Here is an 18441-nt window from a genome sequence, read left to right as displayed (position 1 = left end):
GGCTTCGTCAGGTCTGGTGTCAGCCGATCAGCTGGCCGGGATGGCCTTCTCGATCAGCGGGACGAGGTTCTCGATCAGGTAGCTCTGCGAGAGCGGGGTCGCGATCGAGAACGCCGACTGCAGCTCGCTGTCGTCGATCACGATGCCGCGACCGGCGGCGACGGCGGGAACCTGGCCCCACAGCGGCTGCTTCGTGATCTCGGTCGCCTCGACGAAGATCGGGAAGGCGACGAGCAGGTCGGCGTCGAGCAGGTCGAGCTGCTCCGACGAGATCGACACCGAGAAGCCCTCCGGCTTCATGTCGGCGATCGTCGGGCTCAGCACGAAGCCGAGGCTCTGCAGGAACGCGAGGCGTCCGTCGCCCTCGACGTAGGCGCCCCAGCCTTCGCTCGTGTAGGCGGCGACCGTCGTGGTCTTGCCGGCCCACTCGGGGTGCGCGTCGGCGACGGCCTTGGCGTCGCTCTCGACCTGGGCGAGCAGCTCCTTCGCCTTGTCCGGCTGGCCGAGGGCCTCGCCGATCATGGTGGTCTGCTCCTCCATCGAGGTCAGGTAGTTCTCGCCGCCCTCGGGGATGCCGACGGTGGTCGCGATCGACGACAGGCGCTTGTAGCGCTTCTCGTCACCCGAGCCGTGCACGTCGAGGATCAGGTCGGGCTTGAGGTTCGCGATGGCCTCGTAATCGGGCTCGAGCGTCTCGATGATCTCGGGCTTGCTGTCGCCGTAGAGGTCTTCGGCCCAGGGGCCGACGCCCTTGCCGCCGAAGCCGAGCCAGTCGCTCGCGCCGACCGGCTTGACGCCGAACGACAGCGCGGTCTCGGCGTCGCCCCAGCCGAGCGCGACGACGCGCTTCGGCGCCTCGGTGATCTCGACGGTGCCGAACTTGGTGTCGACCTTGGCGGGGAACGAGCCGGCGCTGGCGCCGCTGTCGTCGGAGCCGCTGCCGGTCGCGCCGGTGGAGCAGGCGCTCAGCGCGACCGCGACGACGGCCGCGGCGGCGAGCAGGAGGGGGGATCTCTTCATGGGATGAGGTCTCTCGGGATTCAGGTGGGTGCAGGGGGCGCACGGAACAGCGGTAAGGCTAGCCTAAGCTCATCTCGTGACGTCCACCACGGTGCACGAGACCGCCGAGCAGCAGCTCGCGGCCCGCCGCTCGCGCATGCGCCCCGCGACCGTGCGGCTGCTCGGCCTGATCGTGGCGATCGTCGCGCTGGTCGTCGCGGTCGCGCTCAGCCTCGCGATCGGCTCGCGCGCCATCCCGCTCGACCACGTGCTCACGGCGCTCGGCGACCTCGTCGCCGGCAAGGCCCCGAGCGGCACGGAGGCCTCGGTCGTCGTCGACTCGCGCATCCCGCGCACCGTGATCGGCATCGTCGCCGGCCTCGCGCTCGGCCTCTCGGGCGCGCTCGTGCAGGCCGTCACCCGCAACCCGCTCGCCGATCCGGGCGTGCTCGGCGTGACCTACGGCTCGGGTTTCGCGATCGCGCTCGCGATCGCCGTGCTGGGCGTGCAGGGCTCGGGCTCCTACATCTGGTTCGCCCTGCTCGGCGCCGCCATCACGACCGTCGCGGTCTACCTGATCGGCTCGGGCGGCCCCGGCGCGATCGACCCGGCCCGGCTGACGCTCGCCGGCGTCGCGCTGAGCGCCGTGCTCGTCGGCGTCATCACGGCCCTCTCGCTGCTCGACCCGAAGACCTTCGACGTGCTGCGCGCCTGGAACGCCGGCTCGCTGCAGGACAAGGGCTGGCCCGACCTGCTGCCCGTGCTGCCGTTCCTCGGCGTCGGCGTGATCATCGCCCTCGCGCTCGGCGGCCCGCTCAACGCGGTCGCGCTCGGCGACGACCTGGCCCGCTCGCTCGGCTCGAACGTCGGCCTGGTGCGCGGGCTCTCGGTGCTCTCGGTCACGCTGCTCGCCGGCGGCGCGACCGCGATCGCCGGCCCGATCGCCTTCGTCGGCCTCATGGTGCCGCACGCCGCGCGCTTCGTCACCGGTCCCGACCAGCGCTGGATCCTCGCCTACACGCTCGTCTTCTCGCCGGTGCTGCTGCTGGCCGCCGACATCCTCGGCCGCGTCGTGCTTTACCCGGGCGAGCTGCCGGTCGGCATCGTGACGGCCATCATCGGCGCGCCCGTGCTCATCGCGATCTCGCGCAGCAAGCGGATGAGCGCGCTGTGAGCGCGGCGACGAGCGCCGGGGCGCCCGAGACGACCACCGCATCCCCCGCCCCGGTCAGCGCACGCGAGCGGATGCGCCGCCGACGCCGCACGGTCGTTCTGGTTCTGAGCGTGCTCCTCGTCGTCGGCTTCGTGCTGGCGATCTGCCTCGGCCGCTACGTGCTCACCCCGGCCGAGGTCGTGGAGGCGTTCGTCAAGCTCGAGAGCTTCGACCACCAGGTCGTGGTCGAGTGGCGCCTGCCGCGCACGCTCGCGGCGATCGCGTTCGGGGGCGCGCTGGCCGCATCCGGGGCGATCTTCCAGACCCTCAGCCGCAACCCGCTCGGCTCGCCCGACGTGATCGGCTTCTCGACCGGCGCCTACACGGGCGCGCTCATCGCGGGCATCGTGCTCGGCAACGCGGTGCCGGTCGAGCTCGGCGCCCTCGTCGGCGGCTTCGTCACGGCCGCGGTCGTCTACCTGCTCGCCTACCGGCGCGGAATCGACGGCTTCCGGCTGATCATCGTCGGCGTCGCCGTCAGCGGCATCCTCTCGGCGGTGAATGTCTGGATCCGGCTGCGGGCGAAGGCCGAGGTCGCGATGGCCGCGGGCGCCTGGGGCGCCGGCTCGCTCTCGCTCGTCGACTGGGCGCGACTCGTGCCGGCGATGATCGTGATCGCGATCCTCGGCGTCGCGCTCATCGTGCTCGCGCCGCGCCTGCGCCAGCTCGAGCTCGGCGACGACGCCGCCAAGGCGCACGGGGTGCGCGTCGAACCCTCGCGGCTCGCGCTCGTCGCGGTCGGCGTCGCACTCGCCGCGATCGCCACCGCCGTGACCGGACCCATCGCGTTCATCGCCCTCGCCGCCCCGCAGATCGCGGCCCGCCTGACGCGCGGCCCCGGCATCCCGCTCATCCCGGCCGCACTGCTCGGCGCCGTTCTGCTGCTCGCCGCGGACCAGCTCGCCCAGAACGCGCTGCCCGGTGTTCCGGTCGGCGTGGTCACGGTATGCGTCGGCGGCGGCTACCTGATCTGGCTGCTCGTGCGCGAGGCGCGGCGGCGATGAGCGCCGAGCCCGCCGGCACGACCGGCGCCCGACGGGCCGGCGCATCCGCCGCCGACCCGATCGGCACCGACCCGACCGGCACCGACCCGAACCCCGAGGAGAACGACGTGACGCTCGCCGAGGCATCGGCCACCGCATCCACCGGCCCCGAGGGCGGCGCCGTCGACGCGCCCGGCGCCCCGCGCCTGCGCACCCAGGGCGCGAGGCTCGCCTACGACCGCCGGGTCATCGCCGAGAACCTCAGCGTCGACATCCCCGACCGCTCGTTCACGGTGATCGTCGGGCCCAACGCCTGCGGCAAGTCGACGCTGCTGCGCTCGCTGTCGCGCCTGCTCACGCCGACGGCCGGCACCGTGACGCTCGACGAGAAGCCGCTCGGCGGCTACGCCCCCAAGGAGGCCGCCCGCGTCGTCGGCCTGCTGCCGCAGAGCTCCACCGCGCCCGACGGCATCACGGTCGCCGACCTCGTCGCGCGCGGGCGCTACCCGCACCAGGGCCTGTTCCGGCAGTGGACCTCGACCGACGAGCAGGCCGTCGAGCGGGCCATGGTCGCGACCGAGGTGGATGCGCTCGCCGACCGTCACGTCGCCGAGCTCTCCGGCGGGCAGCGGCAGCGCGTGTGGGCCGCGATGGCGCTCGCGCAGGAGACGCCGATCCTGCTGCTCGACGAGCCCACGACGTTCCTCGACATCGCGCACCAGATCGAGCTGCTCGACCTGTTCGCGCGCCTGCACCGCGACGGCACGACGGTCGTGGCCGTGCTGCACGAGCTCAACCAGGCGGCTCGCTATGCGACGCACCTGATCGCGATGAAGGCCGGCGAGGTCGTGGCCGAGGGCCCGCCGTCGGAGATCGTCACGGCCGAGCTGGTCGAAGAGGTCTTCGGGCTCGCCTGCGTCGTCATCCCCGACCCCGAGACGGGCACGCCGCTCGTCATCCCGCGGGCGTCGCGCGACTGAGGCGGGTCGCGGCGCAGCGGACACGCCGTGGTCGCATTCGCGCGCCGCGAGCGCGACAGTGCACGTTTCGCGCGCCGCCCGCACCCCAGACGCAGGAGTATTGCGCACGACGCCCGACGCCGCGGCGCCTCCGCTTCCTAGCCTGGATGCGAGAGGAGGCGCCATCATGACCATCGCCCAGCCCACCGCATCCACTGCCGCCGCAGCCACCGCCGCTGCCACCGCATCCGTCGTCGGAGAGCCGGAGGTCGTCGAGGATGCCCGCCTCGCCGAGAGCAGCGCCGCCTGGCACCAGCTGAAGGCCGCCGCGACCGAGCTGCAGCAGTGGCAGGTCAAAGACGGCTCGATCCCCGAAGCCGACGTGCACGCCGCCGCGCGCGACGCCGTCGCCCGCCTGACGGCCGGCATCCGCGCCCTCGCCCCCGCCTTCCCGCACGACGCCGCCTACCTCGACGCGCTCGTCGTCGACTTCGATCGCTGGGTCGACGGCGGCTTCGGCGTTCCCGACTTCCTCGACGCGCTCGTCGCGTTCCAGCCGGCCGAGCACCGCGTCGACGGCCTGCGTCACCTCGTCGTGTTCCCGATGTACACGCAGAACGGCTCGACCGACCGTCTCGTCGAGGCGCTCATCGTCGAGACGATCTGGCCCGAGTTCATCGCCCGGCTCGAGCAGACCTACACGAACCGGCTCTTCCTGTCGCTGCGCCTGATCGATTTCACGGCCGGCTACGACACGAACTCGGCCGTGCTGTTCCCCGAGACTGTCGCGATGCGCGAGATCCCGACCTTCACGTGGGGTGCGATCTTCCAGGACCGCGAGGCCGCCCGCTACCGTCGCGTCACCCGCGCCGCCGCCGAGATCACCAAGCTCGAGCTCACCGGGCTCGACCTCGCGATGCTCGACGACCAGGCCGCGACCGAGAAGACCTTCGTCATGTGGGACCTCATCCACGACCGCTCGCACATGCGCGGCGACCTGCCGTTCGATCCGTTCATGATCAAGCAGCGCATGCCGTTCTTCCTCTACTCGCTCGAGGAGCTGCGCTGCGACCTGACCGCGTTCCGCGAGAGCGTGCGCCTCGGCGAGGCCGACGACGCCGAACTCGGCGAGGATGCGGCGGAGATCCGCGACCAGGCCGTGCGCGTGCAGCACGCGATCCTGTTCGACCGCATCTTCCGCTTCCCGCTCACCGGCTCGCGGGTGCGCAACTACGACGGGCTCGGCGGGCAGCTGCTGTTCGCCTGGCTGCACCAGCGCGGCGCCCTGCACTGGACCGACACGCAGCTCGCCCTCGACTGGACCGTGCTGCCCGCGGCCGTGATCGAGCTCTCCGACGCGATCAACGAGCTCTACTGGCGCAGCATCGACCGCCCCAAGACGGTGCACTGGCTCGCGGCCTACGACCTGGTGCGCGGCACGCTGACGCCGAACCCCGCATCCGCCTGGGCCCGCGGCCTGCCCGACGAGATCCTCGCCGGCGCGCCGAAGGTCTACACGGATGCGGTGCTCGACGACGAGTTCCCGCTGTCGATGTTCTACGAGGCGCTCGCCAAGAAGATGGGCGACGTGATCGAGTCGACGCGCGGCATCACGGGCGCGGCGGCGTAGCGCCGGCGCCGGCGCCGGGTGCGCCCGTGGTGCCCGTGCGGCCCTCGGCGTAGCGCGCGCGGGCGCGGTCGCCGCGGCTCGTGACCGGCAGGTGCTCGGTCGCGCCGGCGAGGCCGAAGCGCGGCATCCCGACGTACATCGACTCGGCGCGCTGCACGTGGAACGTCTCGTGCCAGATGCCGACCGCACCAGGAGCCTTGCGCGCCCGCGCGTTGAACGCCGACCAGGCCGGACGGTGCGCGGCGTCGCGGTTCGAGGCGTAGTCGTAGAGCTTCTCGATGCTCGACCAGTACTGCACCACGTAGGGGCCGTTGCGTCCGATGAGCAGGTCGAAGCCGAGCATCCCCGAGTCGGGATCTTTCGAGAGCTCGGTCAGCATCGGGGTCATCGCGTTGAGCACGGGGATCCACAGGTCGGAGCGCCAGACCTTGTTGATGCGCATCCCGATGTGGAAGACGACGAGCTCGCCCTCGTGATGGTGGGTCATGCGGCCCGGGAAGATCTTCGCCATGGTGCACCTCCGGTCGAGCGGATGTCGGTCGGCGATCACTGGATAGTGATGCTCTCCAATTATGGAGAGTGATACTCTCCAATTGCAAGCCCCGGTCGTGGATGCGGCCCGCAGCCGTCGGGGACGCGGTCGTGGTCGCAGCGGTCACCGTCGCGACCGCCGCGGCCGTCATGGAGGAAGGACCCGGATGCGCATCTCGCAGCTCTCGGCCGACGCCGGCATCCCGGTCGCGACCGTGAAGTACTACCTGCGCGAAGGCCTGCTGCACGACGGACACCGCACCTCGGCGACGCAGGCCATCTACGACGAGACGCACCTGGCGCGGCTGCGCCTCATCCGGGCGCTGCTCGGACCGGGCGGCGTCAGCATCGCCCAGGCCCGCACCGTGCTCGGCGCGCTCGACGACCCGCCGCCCGCGATCGATCTGCTCGGACGGGCGCACAGCGCGCTCATGACGCCGCTCGATCCCGCGCTCGACGTGAGCGAGGTGCACTCGCTCGCCGAGGAGTGGGGCTGGCCTGTCGACTCCTGCGACCCGGCGGTGCTGGGGGATGTCGCGCGGGCGCTGCAGGGACTGCGCGACGCCGGCTTCGAGCTCGCGCCCGGCGCGCTCGACGCCTATGTGCGGGCGGCGCGCGACATGGCGCAGGCGGAGATCGACGGCATCCCGACCGACTCGCCCGACGCCGCCGTGCGCTACGTCGTGCTCGGCACCGTGCTGGTCGAGCCCCTCGTGCTGGCGCTGCGGCGCCTCGCCGAGCAGGTCGCCGCGGGCGAGCGCTTCGGCGACGGGGCCCTGCGGGGCTGAGAGCGCGGGGCTCGGGGCCGCGAGGACCTGCGGCCCGCGTGCACGGGACGGTCGGGCGACGCGCAGGTGCGCGTGCGGAGGATGGGGGATGCGTCACCACCTCACGCACGACCCCTCCGTCCGCGATTCCTCGCCGCAGCGCACCCGCACCCGCACCCCCGACCCCATCCGGCGCACCCGCCTCGCCGCCGCGATCGCGGCACCTGCCGCCCTCGCCCTGCTCGCCGGATGCGCGGCCGCGGCACCGGCCGACGCGTCACCCGGCACCGAGGGCAGCGCGAGCCGCGCATCCACGTCGCAGTCGACGACCGGCGCGCCGCACGCCGACATCGCGGTCGATCTCTCCGCGCTCGAGCAGCAGTACGACGCGCGCGTCGGCGTGGTCGCGATCGACACCGGCACCGGACGCACGGCGAGCTGGCACGGCGACGACCGCTTCGCCTACGCCTCGACCCTCAAGGCGCTCGCCGCTGGACTCGTGCTTCAGCGCGAGGGCGTCGCCGCGCTCGACGATCCGGTCGCGATCCCGGCGGCCCCGCTGATCGACTACTCCCCCGTCACCGAGCAGCACGCCGGCGGCACGATGACGCTCGGCGAGGTCGCCGCGGCGGCCGTCGAGCTCAGCGACAACACGGCCGGCAACCTGCTCTTCGCGCGACTCGGCGGCGTGGATGCGCTGCAGAAGCAGCTGCGCGGGCTCGGCGACCGCACGACGCAGGTCGACCGCATCGAACCCGACCTCAACGAGGCGGCCCCGGGCGACGAGCGCGACACGAGCACGCCGCGCGCTCTCGCGTCGTCGCTGCGGGCGCTCGCCGTCGACGAAGGACGGAAGGCCCCGCTCGATTCGGTCGAGCGCGCCGCCCTCAACGGCTGGCTCGACGGGTCGCAGACCGGGGCGACGCTGATCCGCGCCGGGCTCCCCGACGGCTGGACGGCGGGCGACAAGTCGGGGGCGGCGGGCTACGGCACGCGCAACGACGTGGCGGTCGTGCATCCGCCGAGTGGAGCGCCGATCGTGATCGCCGTGCTCAGCAGCCGGGATGCGACGGGCGACCCCGACGCGGAGTACGACGACGCGCTCGTGGCCGCCGCGGCGCGGGCGACGCTCGACGCGCTGCGCGCTTAGGCTCGCGAGGTGACCACCGCATTCACGCCGCTGCTCTCGCTCGCCGACGCGTCGTTCGTGGCGCTCACGACGTTCCGCCGCACGGGCGAGGGCGTGAGCACTCCGGTGTGGGTCGCGCGCGACGGGGACGCGCTGGTCGTGATCACCCCGCTCGGCACAGGCAAGCTGAAGCGGCTGAAGAACGACCCGCGGGTGACCGTGCAGCCGTGCGGACGCCGGGGCTCGGTCGCCGACGACGCCCCGCTCGTCGAGGCGCGCGCGACGGTCAGCGCCGAGGCCGACGACGTCACGCGGGCGACCGACGCGGTGCGCCGCAAGTACGGCGCCGAGTTCTACATCGTGATGTTCATCGAGCGGCTGGTGCGGCGCGGGGTCGGCGCGAACAAGCCGCGGGCGGTCATCCGCATCGAGGGCTGAGCCCGGAGGCACAGCGCCCCGCCGCACGATCTCGCCCCCGCCGCAGAACATTTCGGCGCGACGCCAGGATCGCCGCGCGATCCTGCATCCGCCGCACACGATGCCGCCGCGCCGGCCGATGACAGGATGGACACGTGACGGAACGCCTGCATGACCCGGACTACCGCGGATTCGCCAGCGACAACTACGCCGGCATCCACCCCGAGGTGCTGGCGGCGATCGCCGCGGCCAACGAGGGGCATCAGGTCGCCTACGGCGAAGACGTCTACACCGAGCGTCTCGGCGAGGTGATCCGCGCCGAGTTCGGGCCCGAGGCCGAGGTCTTCCCCGTGTTCAACGGCACGGGCGCGAACGTCGTGTCGCTCAAGGCGATCCTGCCGCCGTGGGGTGCCGTGATCGGCACGGCCAATGCGCACATCCACACCGACGAGGGCGGCGCGCCCGAGCGGATGGCCGGGGTGAAGATCTACCCGGTGCCGGTTCCGCACGGCAAGCTCACGCCCGAGCTGATTGCGACCGAGGCCTGGGGCTGGGGCGACGAGCACCGCGCCCAGCCGCTCGCCGTCAGCATCACCCAGTCGACCGAGCTCGGCACCGTCTACACGCCCGACGAGGTGCGCGCCGTCGCCGACTACGCGCACGAGAACGGCATGGCGGTGCACATGGACGGCGCCCGCCTCTGGAACGCGGCCGCCGCCCTGGGCGTGCCGTTCCGCGAGTTCACGAGCGACGCCGGCGTCGACATCCTGAGCCTCGGCGGCACCAAGAACGGCATCCTCGGCGCCGAGGCGATCGTGCTGATCGACCCCGAGGCGGGCCAGGGCCTCAAGTACCTGCGCAAGCTGTCGATGCAGCTCAGCAGCAAGATGCGCTTCGCGAGCGCGCAGCTGCTGGCGCTGTTCGAGGCCGACGTCGCGGGCGAGTCGCTCGGCATCCGCTCGGCGCAGCACGCCAACACCATGGCGACCCTGCTGCGGTCGCAGCTGGATGAGGGGGTCGCCGACGGCTCGATCCGCGGCCTGGGCTTCAGCCAGCCCACGCAGGCGAACGCCGTCTTCGCCGAACTCGGCCCGGCGGTCGCCGACCGCGTGCGCGAGCAGGTGCGCTTCTACGACTGGAACCGCGAGCTGAACCAGGTGCGCTGGATGACCGCGTGGGACACGACCGAGGCCGACGTCGCGCACTTCGTCGACGTGATCCGGGCGGAGCTCGCCCGGTAGCGAGCCCGGCACCTCGCCCGGCGGCGCCGCGGCACAGCGCACCGCCGACAGCGCGAGGGGCCCGGTTCCAGCGAACCGGGCCCCTCGCGCATCCACCGTCAGCGGCGGTCGCGCGTCGCGTCGATGCCGGGGCGGTCGGCCCGCACCGAGAACTTGCCGGTGTGACCCTCGCGGATCGCGGCGGCCTCCATGATGCGCTTGCGCTGCAGGAACCAGCCCAGGATCAGCAGCGGGATGAGCACCACGAGCGAGGCGAGCACCCAGCGCCCGGTCTCGCTGAACGCCTCGCTGACCAGCACGAACGCCAGGAAGGCGAGCGTCAGATAGGCCGTGAACGGCGCCCCGAACAGCCGGAAGTGCGGCCGCTCGGCCTTGCCCTGCTTCGACCAGCGATGCAGCTGGATCTGACAGAGCACGATCGTCGCCCATCCGCCGATGATGCCGATCGCCGACACCTCGAGCACGATGTTGAACGCCTCACTGGCGCCGACGAGCGCGTTGAGGCCGATGCCGAGCAGGGTCAGCGACGCGGTCAGCAGGATGCCGCCGAAGGGCACGCCTTGCCTGTTCATCACGCCCGTGAACTTCGGCGCCGAGCCGTTGGCCGACATCGAGCGCAGGATGCGTCCGGTCGAGTAGAGCCCCGCGTTCAGCGATGACAGCGCCGCGGTCAGCACGACGAAGTTCATGATCGACGCGATCGTGTTGCTGAGGTCCTCGCCGCCGACGTGAGAGAAGAACGTCACGAAGGGCGAGGTCTCGGAGTCGTACTGCGTGTAGGGCAGCAGCAGCGAGAGCAACAGGACCGAGCCGACATAGAACACGGCGATGCGGATGATGACCGTGTTGACGGCCTTCGGCATGACCTTCGCGGGCTCCTTGGTCTCGCCCGCGGCGGTGCCGACGAGCTCGATCGCGGCGTAGGCGAAGACGACGCCGGTGATCGCGAGCACGGCCGGGATCGCTCCGAGCGGGAAGAAGCCGCCGTTGTCGGCGATGACGCCGATGCCGGTCGGGCCGACATCCGTGTGCCCGACGAAGAGCAGGAAGACGATGCCGACGACGAGGAAGATCACGAGCGCGGCGACCTTGATCAGCGCGAACCAGAACTCCATCTCGCCGAACACCTTGACCGAGACCAGGTTCAGGCCGAGCACGAGCGCGAGCGCGATGAGCGCGGTCGCCCAGGTCGGGAAGCTCTCGAGGAACGGCACGTAGCGTCCCCAGAACTTGACGTAGAGCGACACGGCCGTCACGTCGACGATCGAGGTCATCGCCCAGTTCAGGAAGTAGAGCCAGCCGGCGCCGTAGGCCATCTTCTCGCCGTAGAACTCGCGGGCGTAGCTGACGAACGACCCCGACGAGGGGCGGTGCAGCACGAGCTCGCCGAGGGCGCGCAGGATGAGGAAGGCGAAGAAGCCGCAGACCAGGTAGACGACCGCGAGGGCCGGCCCGGCGTCGTGGAGGCGTCCGCCCGCGCCGAGGAACAGGCCGGTGCCGATCGCGCCGCCGATGGCGATCATCTGGATCTGCCGGGGCTTGAGCGACTTGTGATAGCCGGCGTCTTCGTTGTCGAACTCGTGCTCGGCGTTGCCGCGGTCGCCGACGGTCTCGCGGTAGTTCTCGAGGCGGTCGGCGATGTCCAGGTCGGATGCCGTGGCGGGCATCGCGGCGGGCGCCGCGGACGCGGGCGGCGGCGGCGGGCTTCCGGCGCCGGGGGCGCCGCCGGGTCCTGTCGCGCTGGGTCCGTTTCCGGGCACGCTGCCGCCGGTGTTCTGATCGGTCACGCGGGGTCCTCTCTGCAGGGATGGGCCCGCGGGGGCGGGCCGTTCGGAGCTTCGGGTGAGCCGTGGACACACGCTAGACCCGTGGATGCACGGCGCGCGACTCGACCAGGCCGCGTGAAGCTGCGCGAAGCCTGTCGGCAACGGGCGCGACGGGTAGCGGGATGCCGTCGCCGGGTCGGCTCAGCGCGCGAGCAGCTCGTCGACCGCCGAGGGCGTGAGGCCCGGGTTGCGGGCGCCCGGCACCGTCACGGCGAGCGCCGCCGCGGCCGTGGCTCGGCGGGCGGCGGCCTCGAGCGATGCGCCCGACGCGAGTCCGGCGGCCAGGGCCCCGAGGAAGGCGTCGCCGGCGCCGACGGTGTCGCGCGCATCCACGGCGATGGCGGGCAGGTGCACGACCGGGCCGCCGGCGCCCTCGCGCAGCAGCACGCCGTCGGAGCCGAGCGTCACGACGAGGGTTCCGAGTTCGGGGGAGGCGGTGGCGAGCAGGCGCTCGGCGGCGGCGCGCTCGCCGGCGCCGGAGCCCGCCGCGCCGGGGGCGGGCGCCTCGGGATGCGCGACCCCCAGCAGCTCGCCGAGCTCGCCCGCGTTGACGACCAGCACGTCGACGCCCGCCAGCACCTCGGGGGCGACCGGGCGCCACGGCGAGGGGTTGAGCAGGATGCGCGAGCGGCCGCCGAACGCCGCGACCGCCGCGGCGACGACCTCGGCGGGCACCTCGTGCTGCAGTGCTACGACGGCGGGACCGGAGCCCGTTCCGGCGCCGAGGGCCTCGGCGAGCGCGCGCACGTGCTCGGCACTCAGCCGCGCGTTGGCGCCCGGCGCGATGACGATCGCGTTGTCGTCGGGCGTCACGAGCAGCACCGCGCTGCCGGTCGGCACGTCGGCCATCCGCACGAGCGCGTCGAGCCGCACGCCGCCCGCGACGAGATCGGCGAGCGCAGGCTCGGCATCGGGACCGACGGCCGCGAGCAGCACCGTGCGCGCACCGAGCTGCACGGCGGCGAGCGCTTGATTGGCGCCCTTGCCGCCGCCGGTGCGGCGCGCGGACCGGCTCTCGATCGTCTCGCCCGAGCGAGGCAGTCGATCGAGCTCGAACCCGAGGTCGAGGTTCACCGAGCCGACGACCAGCACGTCGACCGGCTCGGCGCCGGCGGCACCCGCAGCGCCCAGTGCGTCCGTCGGGTCGGTGGATGCGGTGGCGCCGTCGCTCATGCGCTCACTGTGCCACGGCAGCGGCGGACGGCATGCACCGCGCGCTCAGTCGACCCGCACGCCCGCGCGGATCGCCGCGAACAGCGCCTCGACGCGCGTGCGGTGGTCCGCCGCGATCGCGTCGAAGTCGACGGCACCCGCGCCCGCACCCGAGCCCGTGCCCGCGCCCGCGCCCGCGAGCACCCGCTGCGCCGTGCCGATCAGCACCGTGGCGTACCCCTGCAGCACGAAGGCCGCGAGCAGCACGGCGTCGCCCTCGAAGCGTTCGTCGGCGGCGAGCTCCGCCGCGAGCAGGGCCTGCAGCGCCGCGCCGATCTCGAGCGCGCGCGCCTGCAGGGCGGGCGAGTCGGCGACCGTGCGATAGAAGCCGGGCGATCCGTGGGCGAGCCCCGAGAGCGGTGCGCGCTCGTCGGCCAGCGCGAGCAGCGCATCCCGCAGCGCATCGAGGGCCGAGACGCCGTCGGCCCGGTCGCGCACGGCTTCCCGCAGCAGCTCCTCGGCGTCGACGGTGCGGTCGAAGAACAGATCCTCTTTACGCGGGAAGTGCTTGAACACCGTGACGCTCGACACCCCCGCCGCCCGCGCGATCTCGGCGACGGTCACGTCGTCGAAGCCGCGCTCGGCGAACAGCGGCGATGCGGCCTCGGCGATCCTGACGCGGGTCTGGGGTCCGCCACGGGGTGCGGTGCGGGGCATCCGGGGCTTCCTTCCGGTGGATGCGCGCGCGGCCGAGATCCGCGTGCGACAGGTCGGCACCGCGAATTTCTTGACTCACTACGCTTACTGACTTAACTTAGTGGCATGACCTCCACTGATCCCACCGTAACCGGCGCCGTGGACGCCGCATCCACCCCGCGCCAGCCCCGCCGCCTGCGCGACGCCGCGATCGCCCTCGCCGGCCTCTCGGCCGTGTTCCTGTTCGAGATGCTCGACAACTCGATCCTCAGCGTCGCGCTGCCGACGATCGGCCGCGAGCTGCACGCCTCCACCACCGCCCTCCAGTGGGTCACCGGCTCCTACGCCGTCGTGTTCGGCGGCCTCATGCTCGCCTTCGGCGCCCTCGCCGACCGCTTCGGCCGCCGCCGCCTCATGCTGATCGGACTCGTGCTGCTCGCCCTCGCGAGCGCCGCCACCGCGCTCGTCACGACCCCCGAGCAGCTCATCGCCGTGCGCGTCGCGATGGGCGTCGCGGCCGCGATGACGACGCCCGGATCGATGGCGCTCGCGTTCCGCCTCTTCGGCGACGACACCCTGCGGGTGCGCGCGATCAACATCATCTCGACGGTCGGACTCGTCGGCCTCGCCGTCGGCCCCACGCTCGGCGGTCTCGCCCTCGCGGTCGCGCCGTGGCAGGCGCTGCTGCTCGTGAACGTGCCGGTCGCGGTGCTGGCGATCGTCGGCATCCGGCTCGGCATCGGCGCCGACGTGCGCGCCGAGCTGCACCGCGACCCGATCGACATCGCCGGCGCCCTGCTCGGCACGGCGACCATCGTGCTCGCGCTCGTCACGCCGACCCTCTTCGTCGACGACGGCGCCGGGTCGTGGATGCCGTGGGTCGCCGCCGCGGGGGCCGTCGCCGCCGCGGTCGGCTTCGTGGTGCGGCAGCGGAGCGCCGCGCATCCCCTTCTCGACCTGCGCCTGCTCGCCCACCCGCTGGTCTCGAGCGGACTCGCCGTCAAGGCCGCGGCGACCCTCGCCACCGCCGGCCTCGGCTACCTCGTGACCCTGCAGCTGCAGCTCGACTGGGGCTGGCCGCCCGCCCTCGCCGCGCTCGGCATGCTGCCCCAGGTGATCGTGCTGGTCGCCGGCGGCGCCGCGATCCGCCCGCTGATGCAGCGCCTCGGCCTGAACCGCATGGCGTGGATGAGCGCCGCGTGCATCGTCGCCGGACTCGCCGTCTACGCCGCGCTCGGCCCCCTCGGCTACCCGTTCATCGCCCTCGCGCTGGTGCTGGTCGCGGCCGGGATGCGCGTGGTCGGCGTCGTCGCGGGCACCAACGTGCTGCGCGGCCTGCCCGAGAGCCGCTCGACCATCGGCGCCGCGCTGGTCGACACGGCCGGCGAGGTGACGAACGGCCTCGGCATCGCGGCCGTCGGCACGATCCTCGCCGCGCTGTTCACGGGCGACGTCGCGACCGCGCACTGGACGGCCGCGCAGACCGCGGAGTTCCGCGAGGCCGTGCAGCTCGGCGGCGGAGCGCTCGCGGTCATCGCCGGCGCGCTCGTCGCGTGGGGCTTCCTGCGCTCGCGCCGCGCCCACGCCGCCGAGCTCCCTGCCTCGGAACCCGCCGACGAGTGACGCAACTCAGGAGATCCGCGCCCGGATGAGGCCCCCGCCCCATCCACGCTCAGATCTCCTGAGTTGCGTCGCCTGACCGCTGGGGCGTCAGCCGTAGCGCTCCCGGTACCGCCGCGTGGCGGCCGGATGCAGCGGCAGCGGCGCGGTGTCGATCAGGCTCGACGCGGTCAGGAACTGCACGCTCGCCGAGCCGACCGGCACCAGGTTGGCCGCATCCTCGATCAGCAGGTCGACGAGTCCCGCGACCAGCGCGTCATCGAGCTCGCGGCGGGCGACGAGCAGGTTCGCGACGCCGAGGGTGTCGACCGGGCGCGCCGCATCGTAGATGCCCGACGGGATCGCGACCGGGAAGTAGGTGTCGGGGAACCGCCGCGACACCGCGGGCAGCGCGTCCGACAGCGGGATCAGGCGCACCGCGCCGTCGCGGCTCGCCTCGGCGATCTTCGGGTTCGGCACGCCGCCCGACCAGAACAGCGCATCCACCGCACCCGAGCTCAGATCGCTCAGCGCGTCGGGAAGGTGACGCGTCACGGTCTCGACCGGATGAGCCGGCACCGCGCCGTCGAACGGGAGGAGTCCGGCGGCCTCGAGCACGCGGGTCGCCGAGATCGTCGCGCCCGATCCGGCGGCCCCGGTCGAGACGCGGCGCCCGGCGAGGTCCGCCAGCCCGAAGATCGGACTGTCGGCGCGCACGACGCACTGCAGCGAGTTCTGATAGACCCGGCCGATCGCGACGATGTCGGCGCCCGCCCCGGCCACGGCATCCGCGAGGGTCAGCGCCAGATCGACGTCGCGGTCCGCGAGCAGCCGGAGGTTGTCGACGCTGCCGTCGGTCTCCCGCGCGGTCAGCGTGGCGAGGCCGCGTCGCGTCATGGCGTCGCGCAGCAGCTCGCCGAACAGCAGGTAGGTTCCGCCGCGCTCGCCGCAGGCCAGGGCGATGCGCTGCGTGGGCGTGGCCGTGCATCCCGCGAGCGCGGCCACGGCCGCCCCGGCCAGGCCCGCGGCGCCGACGAGCACCGTGCGCCGCGTGACGGCTGCGCGGCCGCTCACGGTGCCCCGAACACGAGAGTCACGCGCAGGCCGCCCTGCGGCGACCGGTCGAAGCGCACCTCGGCGTCGTTCGCGCGCGCCAGCTCGCGCACGATCGCGATGCCCAGGCCGCTGCCGGGCTCGGCGGTGTGGTGGCGCGCGCGCCAGAAGCGCGTGCCGACCGACGCGAGCTCCTCGTCGCTCAGCCCGGGTCCGTCGTCCGAGACCTCGACGTGGGGCGCCCCGTCGGGCGCGTCGACGACCTCGACCCGCACCGTCGACCCGGAGCCCGCGTACTTCGCCGCGTTGTCGAGCACGATCTCGAGCATCTCCTCCAGGTCGTCGCGCCGGCAGGCGACGGCGACCTCGGTGTCGGGATGCGGGAGCTGCAGCGCGATCCCGTGCTCGGCGAGCAGCGCGCGCGACGGCTCGGTCAGCTCGGCCGCCGAGATCACGGTGCCGGGCCGATCGTCGAGCGCGGCCTCGCCCAGGGTGACGGCCGACTCGGCGCGATGCTCCGCCTCGGCGAGGTTCAGCATCCGGTGCACCGTGCGGTCGAGGCGGTCGAGGTCGGCGTCGAGCTCATCGAGCACGGTCGCGGCCAGGGCGGTGTCGTGCGGCGAGCCCGCGTCATGCGGCGCCGCGGTGTCGGCACGCATCCCGCCACCGCTCTGCTCCGCGAGCGCGTCGAGACGCAGTCGCGCGGCCGCGAGCGGATTGCGCAGCTGGTGCGAGGCATCCGCGACGAAGGCGCGCTGCTGCTCGAGCGCGGCGCGCATGCTCGTCTCCATGCGGCGGAACGAGTCGGCGAGCCGCCGCAGTTCGGGCGGCCCCGTCGCCGGGGCGAGGGTGCTCGCGTGGCGTCGGGTCATCTCGTTGACGGCGTCGTCGAGCGCCGCGACCGGGCGCAGGATCCACCGGGTCAGCAGCAGGCTCGACGCCCCCAGCGCCAGCAGCAGCGCGAGGCCGATCGCCCCCGCCAGAGCCCAGCCGCGCACCACGTCCGCCTGCGCCGCGGCCAGGTCGACCTCGACGATCACGGCCCCGCCCGAGCTCAGCGGCTCGGCGATGGGCACGGTGCGGGCGCCCCAGGGATAGATCGTCGGGATCGTCCACCGCGGCACCGTCCGCACCGCGGCGAGCACGAGCGCATCGACGTCGGTTCCCTCGGCGAGACGCCCCGCGCGGGCGATCGTGCGCCCGCGATCGTCGACGACGACGACCGGCTCGCCGTAGACCTCGTGGAACCGCTCGACGTAGCGCCGCAGACCCTCCCGGGCGCCGTCGGCGCTCTGCTCGGCGCGCTGGCTGATCTGGTCGACGGTCCGGGCGCGCTGCGAGATGAGCTGCTGGGTGCGGTTCACCGCGATCGACTCGGCGATCGGCACCAGGATCGCGATGACCGCGATCACGCCGCAGAGCAGCAGGGGAATCAGGATGCGCGGCCTCACGGCGCCGGCTCGAGACGGTACCCGTAGCCGCGCACCGTGGTGATGCGTGCGGCGGGGAGCTTGCGGCGCAGCTGCGCGAGGTGCACGTCGAAGGTGCGCGAGACGCTCGCGTAGGCGCCGCCCCAGACCTCGTCGATGATGCGCTGGCGGGCGACGGCGCGCCCCGTCTGCGTCGCCAGCGCGCGCAGCACGGCGAACTCGGTCGGCGTCAGCGCGACCTCGACGTCGTCGCAGAGCACCCGATGCGCGGCCAGGTCGATCCGCAGGCCCAGCGCGACCACGACCTCCGGCTCGTCGTCGCGCCCGCGTCGCCGCGTCACGACGGCGATGCGGGCCAGCAGCTCGCGCATGCGCACCGGCTTGACCAGGTAGTCGTCCGCTCCGCGGCTCAGCGCCTCGACGGTCGAGCGCTCGTCGCCGCGCGCCGTCACGACCAGCACCGGCGTCTCGCCGACCTCGCGCAGGCGGGTCAGCACATCGAGGCCGTCGCCGTCTTCCAGACCCAGGTCGAGCAGCACCACATCCGCGTCGCGATGGCGCAGCAGCACCTGGTCGCCTCGGGTCACCCGCGTGCAGCTGTGCCCCGCCGACGACAGGGCGCGAACGAGCGCCGCCGACATCGACGGGTCGTCCTCGCCGATGAGAACACGCATCCGTCATGGTATCCAGCGCCCCTCGGCCGGATGTTAAGGCGGTGCAAGGATTCCGCCGCGGCCGGCCGCGGGAGGCGACCCTGTGCAGGTGCTGTCATCGTCGCGGCACCCGCGTCCGACGCGGTCGCGATGATGCGACGGC

17 protein-coding genes are annotated in these 18441 nt (G+C 73.2%); 9 read left to right on the top strand and 8 right to left on the bottom strand.

Annotated features, from left to right (window positions below):
• Positions 1-27: 27 nt before the first annotated feature.
• Positions 28-1020: an iron-siderophore ABC transporter substrate-binding protein gene (locus FJ658_RS02850; RefSeq protein ID WP_141143862.1), complete on the bottom strand. Its 993-nt coding sequence runs from the start codon at positions 1018-1020 to the stop codon at positions 28-30.
• 76 nt (positions 1021-1096) lie between these two features.
• Here FJ658_RS02850 and FJ658_RS02845 point away from each other — a divergent pair, with 76 nt between their 5' ends.
• The 4 genes from FJ658_RS02845 to FJ658_RS02830 all read left to right on the top strand — a co-directional run bounded on the left by FJ658_RS02845 (position 1097) and on the right by FJ658_RS02830 (position 5784).
• Positions 1097-2173, top strand: a complete 1077-nt coding sequence (locus FJ658_RS02845) for an iron ABC transporter permease (protein WP_255447519.1) — start codon at positions 1097-1099, stop codon at positions 2171-2173.
• Positions 2170-3216 (top strand): iron chelate uptake ABC transporter family permease subunit, encoded by a 1047-nt coding sequence (locus tag FJ658_RS02840; RefSeq protein WP_255447518.1) that lies wholly within the window; start codon positions 2170-2172, stop codon positions 3214-3216. The genes FJ658_RS02845 and FJ658_RS02840 overlap by 4 nt, the downstream gene beginning before the upstream one ends.
• The gene (locus FJ658_RS02835) at positions 3213-4175 is read left to right on the top strand and encodes an ABC transporter ATP-binding protein (RefSeq protein WP_141143861.1); all 963 of its coding nucleotides are present in this window, start codon (positions 3213-3215) and stop codon (positions 4173-4175) included. The genes FJ658_RS02840 and FJ658_RS02835 overlap by 4 nt, the downstream gene beginning before the upstream one ends.
• A 166-nt stretch (positions 4176-4341) precedes the next feature.
• Complete coding sequence (locus FJ658_RS02830; RefSeq protein ID WP_141143860.1) at positions 4342-5784, top strand: DUF6421 family protein; 1443 nt, start codon at positions 4342-4344, stop codon at positions 5782-5784.
• Here the strand turns inward: FJ658_RS02830 and FJ658_RS02825 are convergent.
• Positions 5765-6295 (bottom strand): DUF4188 domain-containing protein, encoded by a 531-nt coding sequence (locus FJ658_RS02825; protein WP_141143859.1) that lies wholly within the window; start codon positions 6293-6295, stop codon positions 5765-5767. The two genes, FJ658_RS02830 and FJ658_RS02825, sit on opposite strands and share 20 nt — an antisense overlap.
• A 187-nt stretch (positions 6296-6482) precedes the next feature.
• Between FJ658_RS02825 and FJ658_RS02820 the strand changes: the two genes are divergently transcribed.
• The 4 genes from FJ658_RS02820 (at position 6483) to FJ658_RS02805 (ending at position 9869) form a co-directional block, all read left to right on the top strand.
• The gene (locus FJ658_RS02820) at positions 6483-7103 is read left to right on the top strand and encodes a MerR family transcriptional regulator (protein ID WP_141143858.1); all 621 of its coding nucleotides are present in this window, start codon (positions 6483-6485) and stop codon (positions 7101-7103) included.
• A gap of 88 nt (positions 7104-7191) precedes the next feature.
• Positions 7192-8232, top strand: coding sequence for a class A beta-lactamase (bla, locus tag FJ658_RS02815; protein WP_141143857.1), 1041 nt, complete (start codon positions 7192-7194; stop codon positions 8230-8232).
• Between the two features lie 9 nt (positions 8233-8241).
• Positions 8242-8649 (top strand): PPOX class F420-dependent oxidoreductase, encoded by a 408-nt coding sequence (locus FJ658_RS02810; protein WP_141143856.1) that lies wholly within the window; start codon positions 8242-8244, stop codon positions 8647-8649.
• A 134-nt stretch (positions 8650-8783) separates the two neighbouring features.
• Entirely contained in the window at positions 8784-9869 is a 1086-nt protein-coding gene (locus FJ658_RS02805; RefSeq protein ID WP_141143855.1) for a low specificity L-threonine aldolase, read from the top strand.
• 98 nt (positions 9870-9967) lie between these two features.
• On the opposite strand, the gene FJ658_RS02800 is transcribed toward FJ658_RS02805, so the two are convergent.
• The 3 genes from FJ658_RS02800 to FJ658_RS02790 form a co-directional block, all read right to left on the bottom strand.
• Positions 9968-11536 carry an amino acid permease gene (locus FJ658_RS02800; protein ID WP_141143995.1) on the bottom strand — a complete coding sequence of 523 codons (1569 nt, stop codon included), beginning with the start codon at positions 11534-11536 and terminating at the stop codon, positions 9968-9970.
• Positions 11537-11836: 300 nt separating this feature from the next.
• Positions 11837-12868 (bottom strand): PfkB family carbohydrate kinase, encoded by a 1032-nt coding sequence (locus FJ658_RS02795; protein ID WP_141143854.1) that lies wholly within the window; start codon positions 12866-12868, stop codon positions 11837-11839.
• Positions 12869-12913: 45 nt separating this feature from the next.
• Entirely contained in the window at positions 12914-13564 is a 651-nt protein-coding gene (locus FJ658_RS02790; RefSeq protein WP_141143853.1) for a TetR/AcrR family transcriptional regulator, read from the bottom strand.
• A gap of 105 nt (positions 13565-13669) precedes the next feature.
• On the opposite strand from FJ658_RS02790, the gene FJ658_RS02785 reads away from it, so the two are divergent.
• On the top strand, positions 13670-15166 hold the full coding sequence (locus FJ658_RS02785) for an MFS transporter (RefSeq protein WP_141143852.1): 1497 nt from the start codon (positions 13670-13672) through the stop codon (positions 15164-15166).
• An 87-nt stretch (positions 15167-15253) separates the two neighbouring features.
• Here the strand turns inward: FJ658_RS02785 and FJ658_RS02780 are convergent, their stop codons facing one another.
• The 3 genes from FJ658_RS02780 to FJ658_RS02770 are packed head-to-tail and all read right to left on the bottom strand — an operon-like array spanning position 15254 to position 18299.
• The gene (locus FJ658_RS02780) at positions 15254-16216 is read right to left on the bottom strand and encodes a TAXI family TRAP transporter solute-binding subunit (RefSeq protein ID WP_141143851.1); all 963 of its coding nucleotides are present in this window, start codon (positions 16214-16216) and stop codon (positions 15254-15256) included.
• The gene (locus FJ658_RS02775) at positions 16213-17646 is read right to left on the bottom strand and encodes a HAMP domain-containing sensor histidine kinase (protein ID WP_141143850.1); all 1434 of its coding nucleotides are present in this window, start codon (positions 17644-17646) and stop codon (positions 16213-16215) included. Before FJ658_RS02775 ends, FJ658_RS02780 begins: the two co-directional genes overlap by 4 nt.
• On the bottom strand, positions 17643-18299 hold the full coding sequence (locus tag FJ658_RS02770) for a response regulator transcription factor (RefSeq protein WP_141143849.1): 657 nt from the start codon (positions 18297-18299) through the stop codon (positions 17643-17645). Before FJ658_RS02770 ends, FJ658_RS02775 begins: the two co-directional genes overlap by 4 nt.
• Positions 18300-18441: the final 142 nt, after the last annotated feature.

Origin of the sequence: Schumannella sp. 10F1B-5-1, assembly GCF_006517535.1 — a bacterium.
GTDB lineage: Bacteria > Actinomycetota > Actinomycetes > Actinomycetales > Microbacteriaceae > Schumannella.
The sequence above is the reverse complement of the archived record's forward strand: the minus strand, read 5'-3'. Positions and strand labels throughout refer to the sequence as shown.